This window comes from Serratia sp. AKBS12 (genome assembly GCF_024793895.1).
Lineage (GTDB): Bacteria > Pseudomonadota > Gammaproteobacteria > Enterobacterales > Enterobacteriaceae > Serratia_F.
This window is the reverse complement of the sequence record NZ_JANUSB010000016.1, coordinates 88,777-105,041: the sequence shown is the minus strand read 5'-3', so window position 1 is coordinate 105,041 and position 16,265 is coordinate 88,777. Positions and strand designations below refer to the sequence as shown.

The 16,265-nt window shown below is 55.6% G+C and carries 14 protein-coding genes; 7 read left to right on the top strand and 7 right to left on the bottom strand.

Translation table 11 applies throughout. The features are described from left to right. The first annotated feature begins 87 nt into the window (after nucleotides 1-87). The 7 genes from NYE85_RS19805 to mglC all read left to right on the top strand — a co-directional run bounded on the left by NYE85_RS19805 (nucleotide 88) and on the right by mglC (nucleotide 8,508). A complete protein-coding gene (locus tag NYE85_RS19805) occupies nucleotides 88-1,254 on the top strand; it encodes an MFS transporter (protein WP_259006458.1) in 1,167 nt (388 codons plus the stop codon). Between the two features lie 237 nt (nucleotides 1,255-1,491). Continuing rightward, nucleotides 1,492-2,157 carry a GTP cyclohydrolase I FolE gene (folE, locus tag NYE85_RS19800; RefSeq protein WP_004965325.1) on the top strand — a complete coding sequence of 222 codons (666 nt, stop codon included), beginning with the start codon at nucleotides 1,492-1,494 and terminating at the stop codon, nucleotides 2,155-2,157. A 66-nt stretch (nucleotides 2,158-2,223) separates the two neighbouring features. Next, complete coding sequence (gene yeiB, locus NYE85_RS19795; protein ID WP_309600882.1) at nucleotides 2,224-3,411, top strand: DUF418 domain-containing protein YeiB; 1,188 nt, start codon at nucleotides 2,224-2,226, stop codon at nucleotides 3,409-3,411. Between the two features lie 121 nt (nucleotides 3,412-3,532). Continuing rightward, nucleotides 3,533-4,570 carry an HTH-type transcriptional regulator GalS gene (gene galS, locus NYE85_RS19790; protein WP_259006457.1) on the top strand — a complete coding sequence of 346 codons (1,038 nt, stop codon included), beginning with the start codon at nucleotides 3,533-3,535 and terminating at the stop codon, nucleotides 4,568-4,570. A gap of 254 nt (nucleotides 4,571-4,824) precedes the next feature. Next, entirely contained in the window at nucleotides 4,825-5,814 is a 990-nt protein-coding gene (mglB, locus tag NYE85_RS19785; protein WP_259006456.1) for a galactose/glucose ABC transporter substrate-binding protein MglB, read from the top strand. Between the two features lie 162 nt (nucleotides 5,815-5,976). Beyond that, nucleotides 5,977-7,485, top strand: coding sequence for a galactose/methyl galactoside ABC transporter ATP-binding protein MglA (gene mglA, locus NYE85_RS19780; protein WP_259006455.1), 1,509 nt, complete (start codon nucleotides 5,977-5,979; stop codon nucleotides 7,483-7,485). Between the two features lie 12 nt (nucleotides 7,486-7,497). Then, entirely contained in the window at nucleotides 7,498-8,508 is a 1,011-nt protein-coding gene (gene mglC, locus NYE85_RS19775; RefSeq protein ID WP_259006454.1) for a galactose/methyl galactoside ABC transporter permease MglC, read from the top strand. 76 nt (nucleotides 8,509-8,584) lie between these two features. Here mglC and sanA read toward each other — a convergent pair whose 3' ends face one another. From sanA to NYE85_RS19740, 7 genes are all read right to left on the bottom strand, one after another. Next, entirely contained in the window at nucleotides 8,585-9,331 is a 747-nt protein-coding gene (gene sanA / locus NYE85_RS19770) for an outer membrane permeability protein SanA (RefSeq protein ID WP_259006453.1), read from the bottom strand. A 168-nt stretch (nucleotides 9,332-9,499) separates the two neighbouring features. Next, complete coding sequence (locus NYE85_RS19765) at nucleotides 9,500-11,197, bottom strand: NAD-dependent malic enzyme (protein WP_259006452.1); 1,698 nt, start codon at nucleotides 11,195-11,197, stop codon at nucleotides 9,500-9,502. Nucleotides 11,198-11,417: 220 nt separating this feature from the next. Then, nucleotides 11,418-12,302 carry a cytidine deaminase gene (gene cdd / locus NYE85_RS19760; protein ID WP_259006451.1) on the bottom strand — a complete coding sequence of 295 codons (885 nt, stop codon included), beginning with the start codon at nucleotides 12,300-12,302 and terminating at the stop codon, nucleotides 11,418-11,420. Nucleotides 12,303-12,538: 236 nt separating this feature from the next. Continuing rightward, nucleotides 12,539-13,234 carry a CidB/LrgB family autolysis modulator gene (locus NYE85_RS19755; RefSeq protein ID WP_259006681.1) on the bottom strand — a complete coding sequence of 232 codons (696 nt, stop codon included), beginning with the start codon at nucleotides 13,232-13,234 and terminating at the stop codon, nucleotides 12,539-12,541. Beyond that, entirely contained in the window at nucleotides 13,231-13,638 is a 408-nt protein-coding gene (locus NYE85_RS19750; RefSeq protein ID WP_259006450.1) for a CidA/LrgA family protein, read from the bottom strand. The genes NYE85_RS19755 and NYE85_RS19750 overlap by 4 nt, the downstream gene beginning before the upstream one ends. A gap of 130 nt (nucleotides 13,639-13,768) precedes the next feature. Beyond that, a complete protein-coding gene (locus tag NYE85_RS19745) occupies nucleotides 13,769-14,983 on the bottom strand; it encodes an MFS transporter (protein WP_259006449.1) in 1,215 nt (404 codons plus the stop codon). Nucleotides 14,984-15,115: 132 nt separating this feature from the next. Beyond that, nucleotides 15,116-16,192 carry a sugar ABC transporter substrate-binding protein gene (locus tag NYE85_RS19740; protein WP_259006448.1) on the bottom strand — a complete coding sequence of 359 codons (1,077 nt, stop codon included), beginning with the start codon at nucleotides 16,190-16,192 and terminating at the stop codon, nucleotides 15,116-15,118. Nucleotides 16,193-16,265 lie beyond the last annotated feature (73 nt).

Genomic DNA, 16,265 nt, shown 5'->3' with positions numbered 1-16,265 from the left:
TGAACTTTGTGATTATTATTCAGTTTTTGTGAGTGTAATACTGCGGCATGATACTGGCAACTTTCTTTTAACCGTTGGGATGGCCAAATGGCATTGAGAATTGCATTAAGTGGATTTGTGGCGCTGATTGTGGCGATGGGGATCGGCCGTTTCGCCTTTACGCCGCAGGTGCCGCTGATGATTGCCGAACATCAGTTTACGCTGACCAGCGCCGGGCTGGTCGCGGCGCTGAACTACCTGGGTTATCTGTGCGGGGCCTACGATGCGATGCGTGCCTGCCGTCACGTCGAACGCCGGGTGTGGCTCGGCGTATGGGGTGCGGTAGCGCTGACGCTGCTGTCTGCCTGGGTGGAAGGCGCGTGGTGGCACGGCGCGGTGCGTTTTGCCATTGGCTGGGTCAGCGGCTGGGCGATGGTGCTGGTGGCGGCATGGACCAACGAGCGTTTGGCGCATTATGGTCGCCCGGCGCTGAGTGCGGCAGTATTTGCCGGCCCCGGAGCGGGGATCTTTATCAGCGGCATGCTGGCGGTGGGTATCCACGGGCTGGCGCTGAGCGCGGCCCAGGCCTGGCTGGTGTACGGCGTATTGGCATTGCTGCTGATTGGCACCATCAGCGTCAATTTACCGCGCGCCGGGGAACTGCATCGACCGAACCTGACGCCGGAGCCACTGGTGCTGACGCCGGCGCTGAAACGCCTGGTGTGGAGTTACAGCCTGGCCGGTTTCGGCTATATTCTGCCGGCGACGTTTCTGTCGCAAATGGCCAGCGAGCGGTTTCCAGGTAGCGTATTTGCCCAGTTTGTCTGGCCGGTGTTTGGCGGCGCGGCGGTGCTGGGGATCGTGCTGGGTATTCTGACCCGCCACCGGCTGACCACCCCGACCCGTCTGGCGCTGACGTTATGGGTGCAGGCGTTGGGGGTTCTGTGTGCGGAGGTGGTGCCGGGCATCACCGGTCTGGCGTTGGGGGCGTTGTTCACCGGCGGCGGTTTTCTCAGCGTGGTGCAGCTGGCGCTGCAGCATGGCCGTGAACTGGCGCCAAACCATGCGCGCTACATGGCCGGCCTGCTGACCACCGGTTATGCTGTCGGCCAGTTGGTCGGGCCGATACTGTCGGCGCTGTCCACTGCGCTGACCCAACGTCTGGAGCCGGCATTGTATGTTGCCGTGGCGGGCTTGCTGGTGGCCGGTTTGCTGGTGGTGAACACGCCGGCGCGTGCCGCAGTGAGCAATCTGTCGCGCAATTGTACAAAATAACAACAAAAATACGCGACTGACCCGATCGTGCTATATGCGGATTTTTCACGGCTGGTTGAAACACAATCACTGGATAAACGACTCACTCTCATTTACAGTGGGCAAAATCTTGATCGGCTTCACGCCGTTGGCGGTAAATGTCGGTCGGATACAAGAATCAATCCCTGCTCCATCATTCAACGTTACGGCAACAGTCTGGACGGGTAATCAGGGTAGCCTGCTGGAGACACACACAAAATGACGACATTAAGTAAAGAAGCGGCGTTGGTTCACGCCGCGCTGGAATCGCGCGGTCTGGAAACCCCGTTACGCGGCGAAATGCTGGATCGTGAAACGCGCAAGCGTCGCATTCAGGAGCACATGACGGAAATCATGCAACTGCTGAACCTCGATCTGACCGACGACAGCCTGGCGGAAACTCCTCATCGTATCGCCAAAATGTACGTCGACGAGATTTTCTCCGGCCTGGATTACGCCAACTTCCCTAAAATTACCGTCATTGAAAATAAAATGAAGGTAGATGAAATGGTGACGGTGCGTGATATCACGCTGACCAGCACCTGCGAACACCACTTCGTCACCATCGACGGCAAAGCCACCGTGGCTTATATTCCAAAGGATGCGGTGATTGGCCTGTCAAAAATCAACCGTATCGTGCAGTTCTTTGCCCAGCGCCCTCAGGTGCAGGAGCGTTTGACGCAGCAAATCCTGGTGGCTTTGCAAACGCTGCTGGGCACCAATAATGTGGCGGTTTCTATCGATGCGGTCCATTATTGTGTCAAGGCGCGCGGTATCCGCGATGCGACCAGCGCCACGACCACCACCTCGTTGGGCGGGCTGTTCAAGTCCAGCCAGAATACCCGTCAGGAATTCCTGCGTGCGGTACGCCATCATCAGGGGTAAGGGTTAAAGCGTTAAGCGACAGGCGCCTGCGGGCGCCTTTTTAATGAGCGAAATACGGCGAAACAGATGAATAACCAATCGACAGCCTCCTTGCCGCGTATCGCAACCCTGGATTGTGTACGCGGTATCGCCATTCTCGGCATTCTGCTGCTGAATATCAGCGCCTTTGGCTTGCCGAAGGCGGCCTATCTCAACCCGGCCTATGCCGGGCTGCCGGCACTCCGTGACGCCTGGACCTGGGCGCTGCTGGATCTGCTGGCACAGGCCAAGTTTCTGGCGATGTTTGCGCTGCTGTTTGGTGCCGGCTTGCAGCTGTTGCTGCACCGCGGCAAGGGTTGGATGCGCGCGCGTTTAAGCTGGTTGGTGCTGTTTGGCCTGGGGCACGCCATTTTCCTGTGGGACGGTGATATCTTGCTGGCTTATGGTCTGATCGGCCTGGTGTGCTGGCGTATGATCCGTGAGGCGAAAGATACCTTTACGCTGCTGAAAACCGGTGTGGTGCTGTATCTGATCGGCGTTGCTGTGTTGCTGCTGCTGGGGGTTATCAGCCACCCAGAGCCCGGCAGCTTTTGGCAACCCGGCCCGGCGGTTTTGCAATATGAGCAGTTCTGGAAGTTGCAGGGCGGTATGGAGGCCTGGCGTAATCGTGTTGATCTACTCTCTTCCAGCCTGTTGGCGATTGGTGCGCAGTACGGTTGGGAATTGGCCGGCATGATGCTGTTTGGCGCGGGCCTGATGCGCAGCGGTTGGCTGCGTGGCCATTTCTCGCCGGGGTATTACCGGCGACAGGCCGCCTGGCTGATACCGCTGGCGCTGATGATTCAGCTGCCCGCAGTGGCGCTGCAATGGCATATGCAGTGGGATTACCGCTGGAGCGGCTTTCTGCTGCAGGTGCCACGCGAGCTGGGTGCGCCGTTGCAGGCGATGGGTTATCTGGCATTGTGTTACGGTTTCTGGCCACAGCTGGCGCGGCTGCCGGTTGGCCGTTGGCTGACGCAGGTAGGCCGTATGGCACTCAGTAACTACCTGCTGCAAACGCTGGTGTGCACCACGCTATTCTACCGCTTCGGCTGGTATCAGCAGTTTGATCGCCTGCAGCTGCTGGCGCTGGTGCCGTTGGTATGGGTAGTCAATCTGGTGTTTTCCACCCTGTGGCTGCGCTATTTTACCCAGGGACCGATGGAATGGTTATGGCGTAAATTGACTGCCCTGGGCGCGGGTAACAACGATCGCCGGCGACAAAGCGAGATTTAAGTCGCCTAAGTTAAAAAAATGTATGTAAACGTTTTCTTTTATGTGACGCAATTCGCGTAGGGAAAGCGGGGCTCGGGGTAGGATAGCGCCACACGTTGATTACCCCGAACCAGGATCCTCGATGCACCCAACCCATCTCATCACTATTCGCGACGTTGCCAAACGCGCCGGCGTTTCAGTGGCGACCGTTTCTCGCGTATTAAATAACAGCGCCGTGGCCAGCCCACAGACCCGCGAGCGAGTATTGCAGGCGGCAGCCGCGTTGGGTTATCGGCCGAATGCCAATGCGCAGGCGCTGGCGACGCAGAATAGCGAAACCATTGGCGTGGTGGTGATGGACGTGTCGGATCCGTTCTTCGGCGCGCTGGTGAAAGCGGTTGACACCGTGGCGCAGCAGCATCACAAATATTTGCTGATCGGCAACAGTTACCATCAGGCGGAAAAAGAGCGACATGCCATCGAAGTCTTGCTGCGCCAGCGTTGCAATGCGCTGATAGTGCATGCAAAAGCGCTGGGTGACGACGAACTGGCGGCGTTTATGGACCAGGTGCCGGGTATGGTACTGATTAACCGTATCGTTGCCGGCTACGAGCACCGTTGCGTAGGGCTGGCCAACGTCTGCGGCGCGGAAATGGCGCTGCGGCTGCTATTGTCGCAAGGGCATCGGCGTATCGGCTATCTGGGCTCCAACCACGGCATCGAAGACGGCCCGCTCCGCCAGCAGGGATATCTGCAGGCCATGACGGCAGCGGGAGTGCAGGTGGCGGAAAGCTGGAGCGCCTTTAATACTCCGGACTTGCAGGGCGGCGAAGCGGGGATGGTCGAGCTGCTGGGGCGCAATCTGCGTCTAAGCGCAGTGTTCGCCTACAATGACGCGATGGCCGCCGGCGCCATGGCGGTGCTAAAAGAAAACGGTATCACGGTGCCGCAGCAATTTTCGCTGATCGGTTTTGATGATATACCGATTGCGCGTTACACCAGTCCCAAACTCACTACCGTACGCTATCCCATTGTATCCATGGCTACTCTGGCGGCCGAGCTGGCGCTCAAGGGCGCAGCCGGGCAGTTGGAAATCCAGGCCAGCCATCTGTTCATGCCGACGCTGGTACGACGCCATTCGGTGGCGCCGTGGCAAAGTGAGGCGGTGGTCACTCTCTGAACATTTAATCTTGTGTAACCGTTTTCAATCTGTGAGAAAATTCACAGATTATTAACATAGTGCCGTTTATGCTCTAGGCGTTTTCCGGCGCAAAGGCTCTTGCCACCGATTATTTAACCGCGCGCTGACACAGCATTTTCAGGAATAACATGATTCAAGGATGACAGGGATCCTGCCAGGCTCGGTCGTGTGCGCACGCCGTGAAACCTGGTTTATTACATCGAGAACGACCCTCTATAAACCGGAGACACACAATGAATAAGAAGGTTTTCACCCTGGCCACGCTGGCTGCCAGCATGATGTTTGGCGCTGCGCACGCAGATACCCGCATTGGCGTTACCGTTTACAAATACGATGACAACTTCATGTCGGTAGTGCGCAAGGCGCTGGAAAAAGATGCCAAGGCGGCGCCGGATATCACCTTGCTGATGAATGATTCGCAGAATGACCAATCCAAGCAAAACGATCAGATCGATGTGCTGATTGCCAAGGGGGTTAAAGCGCTGGCGATCAACCTGGTTGACCCGGCTGCGGCGCCGGTGGTGATTGACAAGGCGCGTGCCAACGACATTCCCGTGGTGTTTTACAATAAGGAACCTTCGCGCAAGGCGCTCGACAGCTATGACAAAGCCTATTATGTCGGCACCGACTCCAAAGAATCCGGCGTTATTCAGGGTGAGCTGATTGCCAAGCACTGGCAGGCCAATCCGAACTGGGATCTGAACAAAGACGGCCAAATTCAATACGTGTTGCTGAAAGGCGAGCCGGGTCACCCGGATGCCGAAGCGCGTACTACCTACGTGGTGAAGACGCTGAATGAAAAGGGTATTAAAACCCAGCAGCTGCAGATGGACACCGCAATGTGGGATACCGCCCAGGCGAAAGACAAGGTGGATGCCTGGATGTCAGGCCCGAACGCCAGCAAGATTGAAGTGGTCATCGCCAACAACGATGCCATGGCAATGGGCGCCATTGAAGCGCTGAAGGCGCATAACAAGTCGGCTATTCCGGTGTTCGGCGTGGATGCGCTGCCAGAAGCGCTGGCGTTGGTGAAATCGGGCGCGATGGCCGGTACCGTGCTGAACGACGCCGACAACCAGGCGAAAGCCACCTTTGCATTGGCGAAGAATCTGGCAGCGGGCAAACCGGCCGCTGAAGGCACCAATTACAAGATCGACAATAAAGTGGTGCGTATTCCTTACGTCGGCGTAGATAAAGACAACCTGTCACAATTCGTTAAATAAACTTCGGTTATACCCGGGCTTATTTGCGTTGCATCGATCGGCCAGGCCCGGGATGCCGCGCAAACGAGCACGGGTAGAGACTATCGTTCCCCGCCGGCGGCGACCCGACGCCAACACCAGTTGGCCGTGCGGCGGGGAATTTCAGTACATTAAGGTATATCTATGGCCGACAGTTCTCGCGAATATCTGCTGGAAATGACCGATGTCAATAAGTCATTTCCCGGCGTCAAGGCATTGGATAATGTCAATTTACGCGTTCGCCCACACTCCATTCATGCATTAATGGGAGAAAACGGTGCCGGTAAATCGACGTTATTAAAATGTCTGTTTGGTATTTATAAAAAAGATTCGGGCAGCATTGTTTTTCAGGGGAAAGAAGTCGATTTTAAAAGTTCCAAAGAAGCGCTGGAACATGGCGTTTCCATGGTACATCAGGAATTGAACCTGGTATTGCAGCGTACCGTCATGGACAACATGTGGTTGGGGCGTTACCCCACCAAGGGGCTGTTTGTCGATCAGCACAAGATGTACCAGGATACCAAAAGCATTTTCGACGAACTGGATATTGATATTGATCCGCGTGCCAAGGTCGGTACGCTGTCGGTGTCGCAAATGCAGATGATTGAAATTGCCAAGGCATTTTCCTATGACGCCAAAATAGTGATTATGGATGAGCCGACTTCGTCATTAACCGAAAAAGAGGTCAATCATTTATTCACCATTATCCGTAAATTGAAACAGCGTGGCTGTGGCATCGTGTATATCTCCCACAAGATGGAAGAGATATTCCAGCTGTGCGACGAAATAACCATCCTGCGTGACGGCCAATGGATTGCCACCCAACCGCTGGAAGGGCTGGATATGGACAAGATCATCGCCATGATGGTCGGACGTTCACTGAGCCAGCGTTTTCCCGATCGCCAGAATACGCCGGGAGAGGTGATTTTACAGGTGAAGAATCTGACTTCACTGCGCCAGCCGTCGATCCGTGACGTGTCGTTTGATTTGCACCAGGGCGAGATCCTGGGCATCGCCGGGTTGGTCGGCGCCAAGCGTACCGATATTGTCGAAACCCTGTTCGGCATTCGCGAGAAAGTGAGCGGTACCATCAAACTGCACGGCAAGGCGATTAATAACCACAGTGCCAACGAAGCGATCAATCACGGATTTGCCTTGGTAACCGAGGAGCGACGTTCGACCGGGATTTATGCTTTTCTGGATATCGGCTTTAACTCGCTGATTTCCAATATTCGCAATTATAAAAATAAAATTGGCCTGCTGGATAATGCGCGCATGAAAAGCGATACCCAGTGGGTAATCGATGCGATGCGGGTAAAAACGCCGGGGCATCGTACCAATATCGGTTCCCTGTCTGGCGGAAATCAGCAGAAGGTGATTATCGGCCGCTGGCTGCTGACCCAGCCGGAAATATTGATGCTGGACGAACCGACGCGCGGCATTGACGTTGGAGCAAAGTTTGAAATTTATCAGTTGATGACCGAATTGGCGAAAAAGGGCAAGGGGATCATTATCATCTCGTCCGAAATGCCGGAGCTTTTGGGAATTACCGACAGAATATTGGTGATGAGTAATGGTCAGGTTGCGGGCATCGTTAATACCAAACAGACCTCGCAAAATGAAATCTTACGCTTAGCCTCCTTGCACCTTTAAGGGAAACGAATTATGAGCGCGCTAAACAAAAAAACGTTATTCACCTATTTTAAAGAGGGTGGCATCTATATGGTGTTGCTGGTTTTACTGGCAATCATCATTATTCAGGATCCGACCTTTCTCAGCTTGATGAACCTGAGCAATATCCTGACCCAGTCTTCGGTACGTATTATCATCGCCCTGGGCGTGGCGGGGCTGATTGTCACCCAGGGTACCGATCTGTCGGCCGGTCGCCAGGTGGGGCTGGCGGCGGTGGTGGCAGCAACGCTGCTGCAGTCGATGGATAACGTCAACAAGGTGTTTCCGCAGATGGAAACCTGGTCGATTCCATTGGTGATTTTGCTGGTCTGCGCCATCGGTGCGCTGATCGGTCTGGTCAATGGCCTGATTATTGCCTACCTGAACGTGACGCCATTCATTACTACCCTGGGCACCATGATCATCGTCTACGGCATCAACTCGCTGTATTACGATTCGGTTGGCGCGTCGCCGGTGGCGGGCTTTGATCCCGGATTTTCCACCTTTGCGCAGGGCTTCTTGAAGTTCGGCGATTTCAAACTGTCGTACATCACCTTCTATGCGCTGATCGCCATCGTTTTTGTCTGGATCCTGTGGAACAAGACCCGCTTCGGCAAAAACATCTTCGCCATCGGCGGTAACCCCGAGGCGGCGAAAGTCTCCGGCGTTAACGTGCCGCTTAACCTGATCCTGATTTATGCCTTGTCCGGGGTGTTCTATGCCTTCGGCGGCATGCTGGAGGCCGGGCGTATCGGCAGTGCCACCAATAACCTGGGCTTTATGTATGAGCTGGATGCCATTGCTGCCTGCGTGGTCGGCGGGGTGTCGTTTGCCGGCGGTGTCGGTACGGTATTGGGGGTGGTGACCGGGGTCATAATTTTCACCGTTATCAACTACGGTTTGACCTATATCGGCGTCAATCCGTATTGGCAATACATTATCAAGGGCGGCATCATTATTTTCGCCGTGGCGCTGGATTCGCTGAAGTACGCCAAGAAGAAGTGATTAATTGCGCAGTAACCACAACGGCCAGCAATTGCTGGCCGTTGTGGTTTACCCGGCACCGATGAGGCGCCTGCGGTTATGATTTGTCGCGGGCTTTCTGTTTCTCTGCGGCCAGTTTATGCTCCAGCTCTACCAGCTGTTCCGGCGACACCGCCGGGTAGCCCTGCGCATCCTCCGGCACCTTGTGCATCGAAGAGATCGGTATCAGCGGGCCAAGGAAGCGCGGTTCGCGTTTCAGAATATACAGATCGTTCAACGCCCCCAAACGGGCAAAAATCTCACGCACCCGCACCGTCAGCATATCTTTTGGCGACGGTACGGCGAAACATTGCGCCTGGATACCCATATGCAGGGCAATGAACAGTGCGCGCTCGCAGTGAAAACGCTGGGTGATGATGATGAAATCGTTGGCGTCGAACACTTTACGGGTGCGAACAATCGAATCAAGGGTGCGGAATCCGGCGTAATCAAGCACGATGTCGCTTGGCGCGATACCGGCGGCGATCAGATCGCGTCGCATGGTCATCGGTTCATTATAACTCTGCAAAGCGTTATCGCCGCTTAGCAGCAGATATTTTACCTTGCCGCTGTTGTAGGCATTAATTGCCCCCTGAATGCGGTAGCGGTAATACTGATTGATCACACCGGTGCGGTAATATTTGGCGGTGCCGAGTACCACGCCAACCTGACGGTTTGGCAGTTGTTGCAGCTCGTCATAAATATAGGGTGCGGTTTTCCAACTGATCCAGCGATCGAGCGCGATAGCCGACAGCATCAACACCGCGGTGATGACGAAAAGGCTGATAATCAGGCGTTTCCACATGTTGAGGCCTTACGCGCACAAATCTGAAAAAGGGTGGATCAAGGCTACTGTACCTGACAGGCTGACGCAAGCTGTCCACCGCGCCTAGCACGGGGGTGCCGCATTTTTCAGCGCTTTTAACCATAAAAAAAGACCCGGCATGCCGGGTCTGTTGCTTTTATCGACAGATTAAAACGAAGTGCGTTTATAACTGCGGTACTGCGGGCGCCAGAAGTTGTGCTCAATGGCTTTGGACAGCGCCTCTTCGGAGGTGACTACCGCCACGCCCTGCAACTGCGCCGCCTTGCCCACTTCCATGGCGATGCACTTGGATACGCCCTGAATATCATCGATATCCGGCAGCAATGCGCCATGGCCGTCGGTGGCCAGCGGCGAGCAGTCCGCCAATGCCCGGCTGGCGGCCATCAGCATGGCGTCGGTGACGCGCGCCGCGCCGGATGCCAGCACGCCCAGGCCAATGCCGGGGAAGATATAGGAGTTGTTGCACTGGGCAATCGGGAACTGTTGTTCCTTGTAATTTACCGGGGCGAACGGGCTGCCGGTAGCGACCAGTGCGGCGCCGTCGGTCCAGTGGATAATATCTTCCGGGCGAGCTTCCACCCGCGAAGTCGGGTTGGACAACGGCATCACGATCGGCCGTGGACAATGCTGGTGCATTTCGCGGATCAGTTCTTCGGTGAACAGTCCCGGCTGGCCGGAAACGCCGATCAGAATGCTTGGCTTGGCATTGCGTACCACGTCCAGCAGCGAAATCGCATCGTTGGAGACGTCCCATGCGGCCAGGTTTTCGCTTTTTTGCACCAGCTTGCTCTGGAAGTCGAGCAGGTTCGGCAGCTTGTCGGTCAGCAGACCGAAACGGTCAACCATAAATACGCGGGCGCGGGCTTCGTCTTCGCTCAGGCCTTCCGACTTCATTTGCGCGATGATCTGTTCTGCGATACCACATCCGGCGGAGCCGGCGCCGAGGAAGGTGACGGTCTGGTCGCGCAATTGACTGCCGGCGGCGCGGCTGGCGGCGATCAGACTGCCGAGCGTGACCGCAGCGGTGCCCTGGATGTCGTCGTTAAAGCAGCAGATTTCGTCGCGGTAACGGTTTAGCAGCGGCGTGGCGTTGTTTTGCGCAAAGTCTTCGAACTGCAACAGCACGTTTGGCCAGCGACGCTTTACCGCCTGGATAAATTCTTCGACGAACGCGTGGTATTCGTCACCGGAGATACGCGGATGACGCCAGCCCATATACAGCGGATCGTTCAGGCGTTGCGGGTTGTTGGTGCCAACGTCCAGCACTACCGGCAGGGTGTAGGCCGGGCTGATACCGCCACAGGCGGTGTACAGCGACAGCTTGCCGATGGGAATTCCCATGCCGCCAATGCCCTGATCGCCCAGGCCGAGAATGCGCTCGCCGTCGGTAACCACGATCACCTTAACGTTCTGCTTGGTGGCGTTTTGCAGCATATCGTCGATGCGGTCGCGATTAGGGTAGGAAATGAACAACCCGCGCGCCCGGCGATAAATGTCCGAGAAGTGCTCGCAGGCTTCACCGACCGTCGGCGTGTAGATGATCGGCATCATTTCGCTCAGGTGGGCATCGAGCAGGCGGTAGAACAGCGTTTCGTTGGTGTCCTGAATGTTGCGCAGATAAATGTGCTTGTCGTTGTCGTTCTTGAAGTCCTGGTATTGACGATAGGCACGTTCCACCTGTTCTTCAATGGTTTCTACCGCTTCCGGCAGCAGACCGTGCAGATTGAAATGGCTACGCTCGTCTTCTGTAAACGCGCTGCCTTTGTTGAGCAGCGGGAATTCCAACAGAATCGGACCGGCATAGGGGATATACAGCGGACGTTTGCTTTCGTATTCAAGTTCCATCAGTTTACTCTTAACGTATCAGATAATTTTTATAACTGGTGATCCTAAAAGATAAGGAAAATATGTACAGCAATTGTTATCGGATCATGAGGCAAATTGATGCAATTATCGACGCTCAAATCATTTTTTAACTAAAAAAAGTGTTTTAGAAGATGAATGGCATTGTATTTGGCGGGCGGGGCTGGTAGTTGCGGAGCCGAACGGCTCCGCATCAAACAAGTCAGAAGGTGATGCGGCTGACCGCGTCGCATCCCAACGCTGCCAGCGTGGCACGGGTGGCATCCCATTGGCTGAATATGGGGCTCTGCGGTTCCGCCAGCACCGCGCGGCGGATTTGCAGGCAATCGCCGCCGGAGACGTTTAACAGCACCAGCGCCGCTTGCAACGGCGGCAGGCTTGGGTTGAAGGCGGCGTTTTCGGCATAGCGGCCCGCATGGATTTTGCCATCGGCGGTTTCCAGCGCTACGCCGCTGTGGGCGTTGCTGTAGGGCGCATGGCTGCGGTTGGCAGCATCCAGCGCGGCCTGCTCCAGTGGATCGCGCAGCGGCAGTTGGAAACCATGATCCACTCGATCCATCAACAGGGTGCTGATAGCCAGATCGCGCGGGCCAAACGCATCCGGCAGATAATCTGCCAGCGTTGCCGCAGCGCGCCCCGGCAGGCGGATTTGCAGTTCACCACCGCTGTTCAACTCGTTCATAAACTGGCGGCAGTGGCCACATGGCGTGTAGTTGACGGTGATGGAAACCAGTGAGCGTTCGCCACGCAGCCAGGCGTGGGTCACTGCGCATTGTTCGGCATGGATGGTTTGTTGCATCGGCGCGCCGTGAAATTCCATATTGGCGCCAAAATACAGATTGCCGCTGACGCCACGGGCGATGGCGCCAACGTTGAAATGTGAGATCGGCGTTAAGGAACAGGTTGCCGCCAGCGGCAGCAGGGCAAATGCCAGGGCATCATCATCCAGCCCGCTGTGCTGCTTGATTGTCTCAACCTGGCTGGCTTCGAACATCGCCGGGAAATCAGACGCATCCATATAAGGCAGCAGTGCGCTTTGCAAGGAAGCGGGCAATTGGCTGAAAGCGGTGTGAAAACGCGTATGCATAATAGGTCTCTCTATTGATTAACGGGGAGGCCGCTGTTACCGATTCACATCGTTGGTGGTGTGCGCCACTCCTGACGTGTCAGGCTTTGGCGGGCCGCCGCCGCAATGCAATCTCGAATTAATTGGATAGGGCATTCTAGGCAGCTCGCCATCAATAAAGTGTGATTAATGTCTCTTTATTGGTGAAATTCATGTAATGGAAATTATTATTGCGAGATATATCGCAAGTTTTAGCCTCAGGCAAACAGGTGCAACAGCAGCGGGAACAACAACGGCGCCAGTAACGAGGTGATAATCCCGCAGATCACCAAGGCCAGTGAGCTAAATGCGCCTTCCTGATAGTCCAGTTCTACGCTACGCGCGGTCCCCAGGGCATGTGATGCGCTGCCCATCGCCAGACCACGGGCCGATTTGGTGTTGATTCTCATTAGGTTGAAGATGGAATGGCCGAAGATTGCGCCGAAAATTCCGACGAAAATCACGCAGACGGCGCTGATGGTCGGTATGCCGCCGATCGATTCCGCCGTTGCCATGGCGATCGGCGTGGTGACCGATTTGGGCAGGATTGACGCGACGATTTCTGGCGTAGCGCCCATCCACAGCGCGATGGCGCCGCCGCTGATCATTGCGGTCAGACTGCCAATAAAGCACACGGTAATGATCGATTTCCAGCGCGCGCGGATCTGGTGTATCTGTTCATACAGCGGAAAGGCCAGCGCCACCACCGCAGGTTGCAAAAAGTCGTTCAGTATTTTGCTGCCCTGAAAGTAGCGTTGATAAGGAATGCCGGTGAACAGCAGAAAAGGAATGATGATGGCCATCGACACCAGCAGCGGGTTGAGCAGTGGCATTTTCAGCCGCTGCGACAGCGCCCGTGCCGCGTAAAACACCACCAGCGTTAACGGTAACGACCACCAGATGTTATCCATTATTTGTCCTCCTTGGCGTCGCACTTGCCGGCAGCCGGGCTACGGTCGCGGTGAAAATAGTGGGAGGAATAACCCACCACCACCAGTACCAGCACGCTACTGACCAGGCAGGATACCAACAGCGGTGCCAGGTGATCGACAATCTGCCGATAGTATTGCATGACGCCGACGCCAATCGGCACAAACAGCAATACCATGTAACGGATAAAGACGCTGCAGCCAGGACGCACCCATTTGGCCGGCAGCAGTTGTGATGCCAGCAGCGCAAACAGCAGCAACATGCCGATGATGCTGCCGGGAATGGTGATGGGTAAAAGGGCGGAAATCGCATTGCCGGCAAACAGGCAGATATAAATCAAAGCGAAGGCCCGCAGGTATTTCCAGCACAGTGCGAATACGTTGGTCATGATTCTTTCCTGTTTAACTGATGCATTTATCATACAATTAAACTGTGAGCTTAGCCACAAAACACGCCATGAATCCTGTCTATGCAAACGATGCCATTTGACGCTATTGACGGCATAGAACAAGTGTAGATTACGCCCCCTGTGCCAGCCGCTGCCGTTGCGCCAGCCGATGCCCGAGAAAGAAAAACAGCAGGCTGAACAATGCGGCAGCAATCAACATGACGAACATCAGCGCCGGTGCGGTATAGCTCAGCAGCAGGCCGCACAGTACCGGATTGATGGCTCCGCCCAGATTGCTGAGGTTCTGCACGCCATAGTAACTGCCTTTTAAATGCCCCGGAGCAATGAAATCGATGAACATATATTCCACCGGGATGACAATGATTTCTCCGAGGGTGAAAACCGCCATGGCCGCCGCCCACAGCCACAGCGACTGGCCGGCAAACAGAAAGCCCAACAGACCGATAACGAAAAACAGCGTGCCCAGCGCCAGCCAGCGCAGAATGTTGTCCTGCCGCATGCCGCGACTTAGCAGATACTGTAACGCAATCACGATGCAGGCGTTGACGATCATCACCAGTCCAATCACCCGGTAGGCGAAGTCGGCGCTGGAGACGGTGATCAGGTACTGCGACAGATAACCGGTGAACTGGCCGAATACCACCGCCCCCAGCGTGCTGCCCAGGGTAAAGTAGATCAGCCGGCGATCCTGACGCAGGATTTTTGCCGTCTGGCGGAAGTTTGGCAAAACGGCCGGTGCGTCTGATTGGCTGGTAACCACCGGCGGCGCCTGTAGTCGGCGTAGCCGCAGGTTGACTATTACTACCGTTAGCAGCGCCAGCCCACCGGAGAGGTAGAACGGCAGCAAGGGGCTGAAGCCGGCCACCAGTACGCCGAGCGACGAGCCGATCGCCCAGCCGACGTTCACCAGGGTGTAATTGATCGAAAACGCCTTGATGCGCTGCGCCACCGGCAGCCATTCGGCGAAACAGGCTTTAATGGTAATACCCAGTACGGCATACGCGGTGTGCAGCACCGCCAGCACGGCGACTATGCCGCCCGGTTGCGTAATCCAGGGAATAATGAAAAAGCTCAACGCGAACAACAGGATGGAAACCGCAATCAGGGTGGTTTTGTTGAACTTGTCCACCAGATAGCCGCCATACAGGCTGCTGAGAATGCCGATCGTCAGGCTGATACCCAGGATGATACCGACGCTGGTTGGCAACAGATGAAAGTGTTCGGTGAGATAAATGGTAATGAATGGCAACGTGACGCCGCGACCAATGGTCAGCAGTAACGAACTGGCCAACAATGTATTGATTTGCGCCGGGAATCCCTTCATGACAATGCCTGTTTATGCATACAGTTATTAATGCGGTGTTGATAACATAGCGTATTTTGGCAAACAGGAAAGGGGATGATGGAAAATAAGCACAAAAAAGGGGCAACCGCTGTCGCCCCCGCTTAAAACAGGTTATTTGCCTGCCTGTGTCTGTAGCGTGGCAAACCATGGCTGGACGAAATCGTCGCTGCTGCCCCAGCCCGGAATGATTTTGCCAAGGCTGGCCACGTTTACCGGCCCCGGTTGGCTGACCAGCAGCGCCTGCGGAATGGCGGCGGCCTTGAATTGGTAGTTTGCCGGCGTAGTTTCACCGGCGATTTTGTTGGCGATGAGCCGCAGGTTCACCGCGCCGATCAGTTTGGTGTCTACCGCGACGCTGACTTTCCATGGGCTGCCGGCTTCGCGCATCAGTTGCAGATCCTGATTGGAGATATCAATGCTGTATAGCTTGATTTCGCTGCGGCCATTTTCCTTCAACGCCTTGTAGGCACCTTGCGTAAAGGCATCCCAGGTTCCCCAAATGGCGTCAATCTTGCCTTTCGGGTATTTGGCCAGTACGGCACCGACCTTGTTGGCGGTATCACCCTGCACGTCGGAAGACACCGCGCCGATCGATTCGAGTTCATGGATGCCGGGGTGTTGCTTCAGCAATTGTTGATATGCGGCCTGACGCCGTTCCATTGGCGGGAAGCCGGCCACCCACAGTTTGATGATATTGGCATGACCGTTGAAGTCTTTCACCAGCTGGCCGAAGGATTCATTGGCCAGCGAGGCGTCATCCTGCTGAGAGACGGTCACGCCGGGAATGACGCCGTTGACGTCGGTATCAAAGGCGGACACGGCAATACCCGCGGCGGCGATGCGCTTCACCAGCTCGGTGGAGTAGGGGGCACGCCCCTGCGAAAGAATAATGCCATCGTATTTTTGGCTGATGGCCTGATTGACGAAATCCTGGAAGCGGGCGTCGTCGCCATTGCTGAGGAAAGTATCCACCTTGAACCCCAGTTTGCGGCCTTCCTGAATGGCGCCGGCAAGGAATTGCGTGGTGTTGTCATCGGACCCCAGATTGCGGATCACCGCCACGCGGATCGGCCCTTGATGATTGGCGATGGCGGCCGGTACCGGTGCCAGCGTTGCGTCTGGCGCCGCGTACAACGGCAGCGCGCTAAGCAGCCCCAGCGCGAGCAAAGAGGTTTTTATCGTTTTCATTATCAACTCCGAAGCAGGTAAGTCTTCCCGATGAAATGGTGAATAGCAGTCTTTCTGTCCAGACGTCTATTTT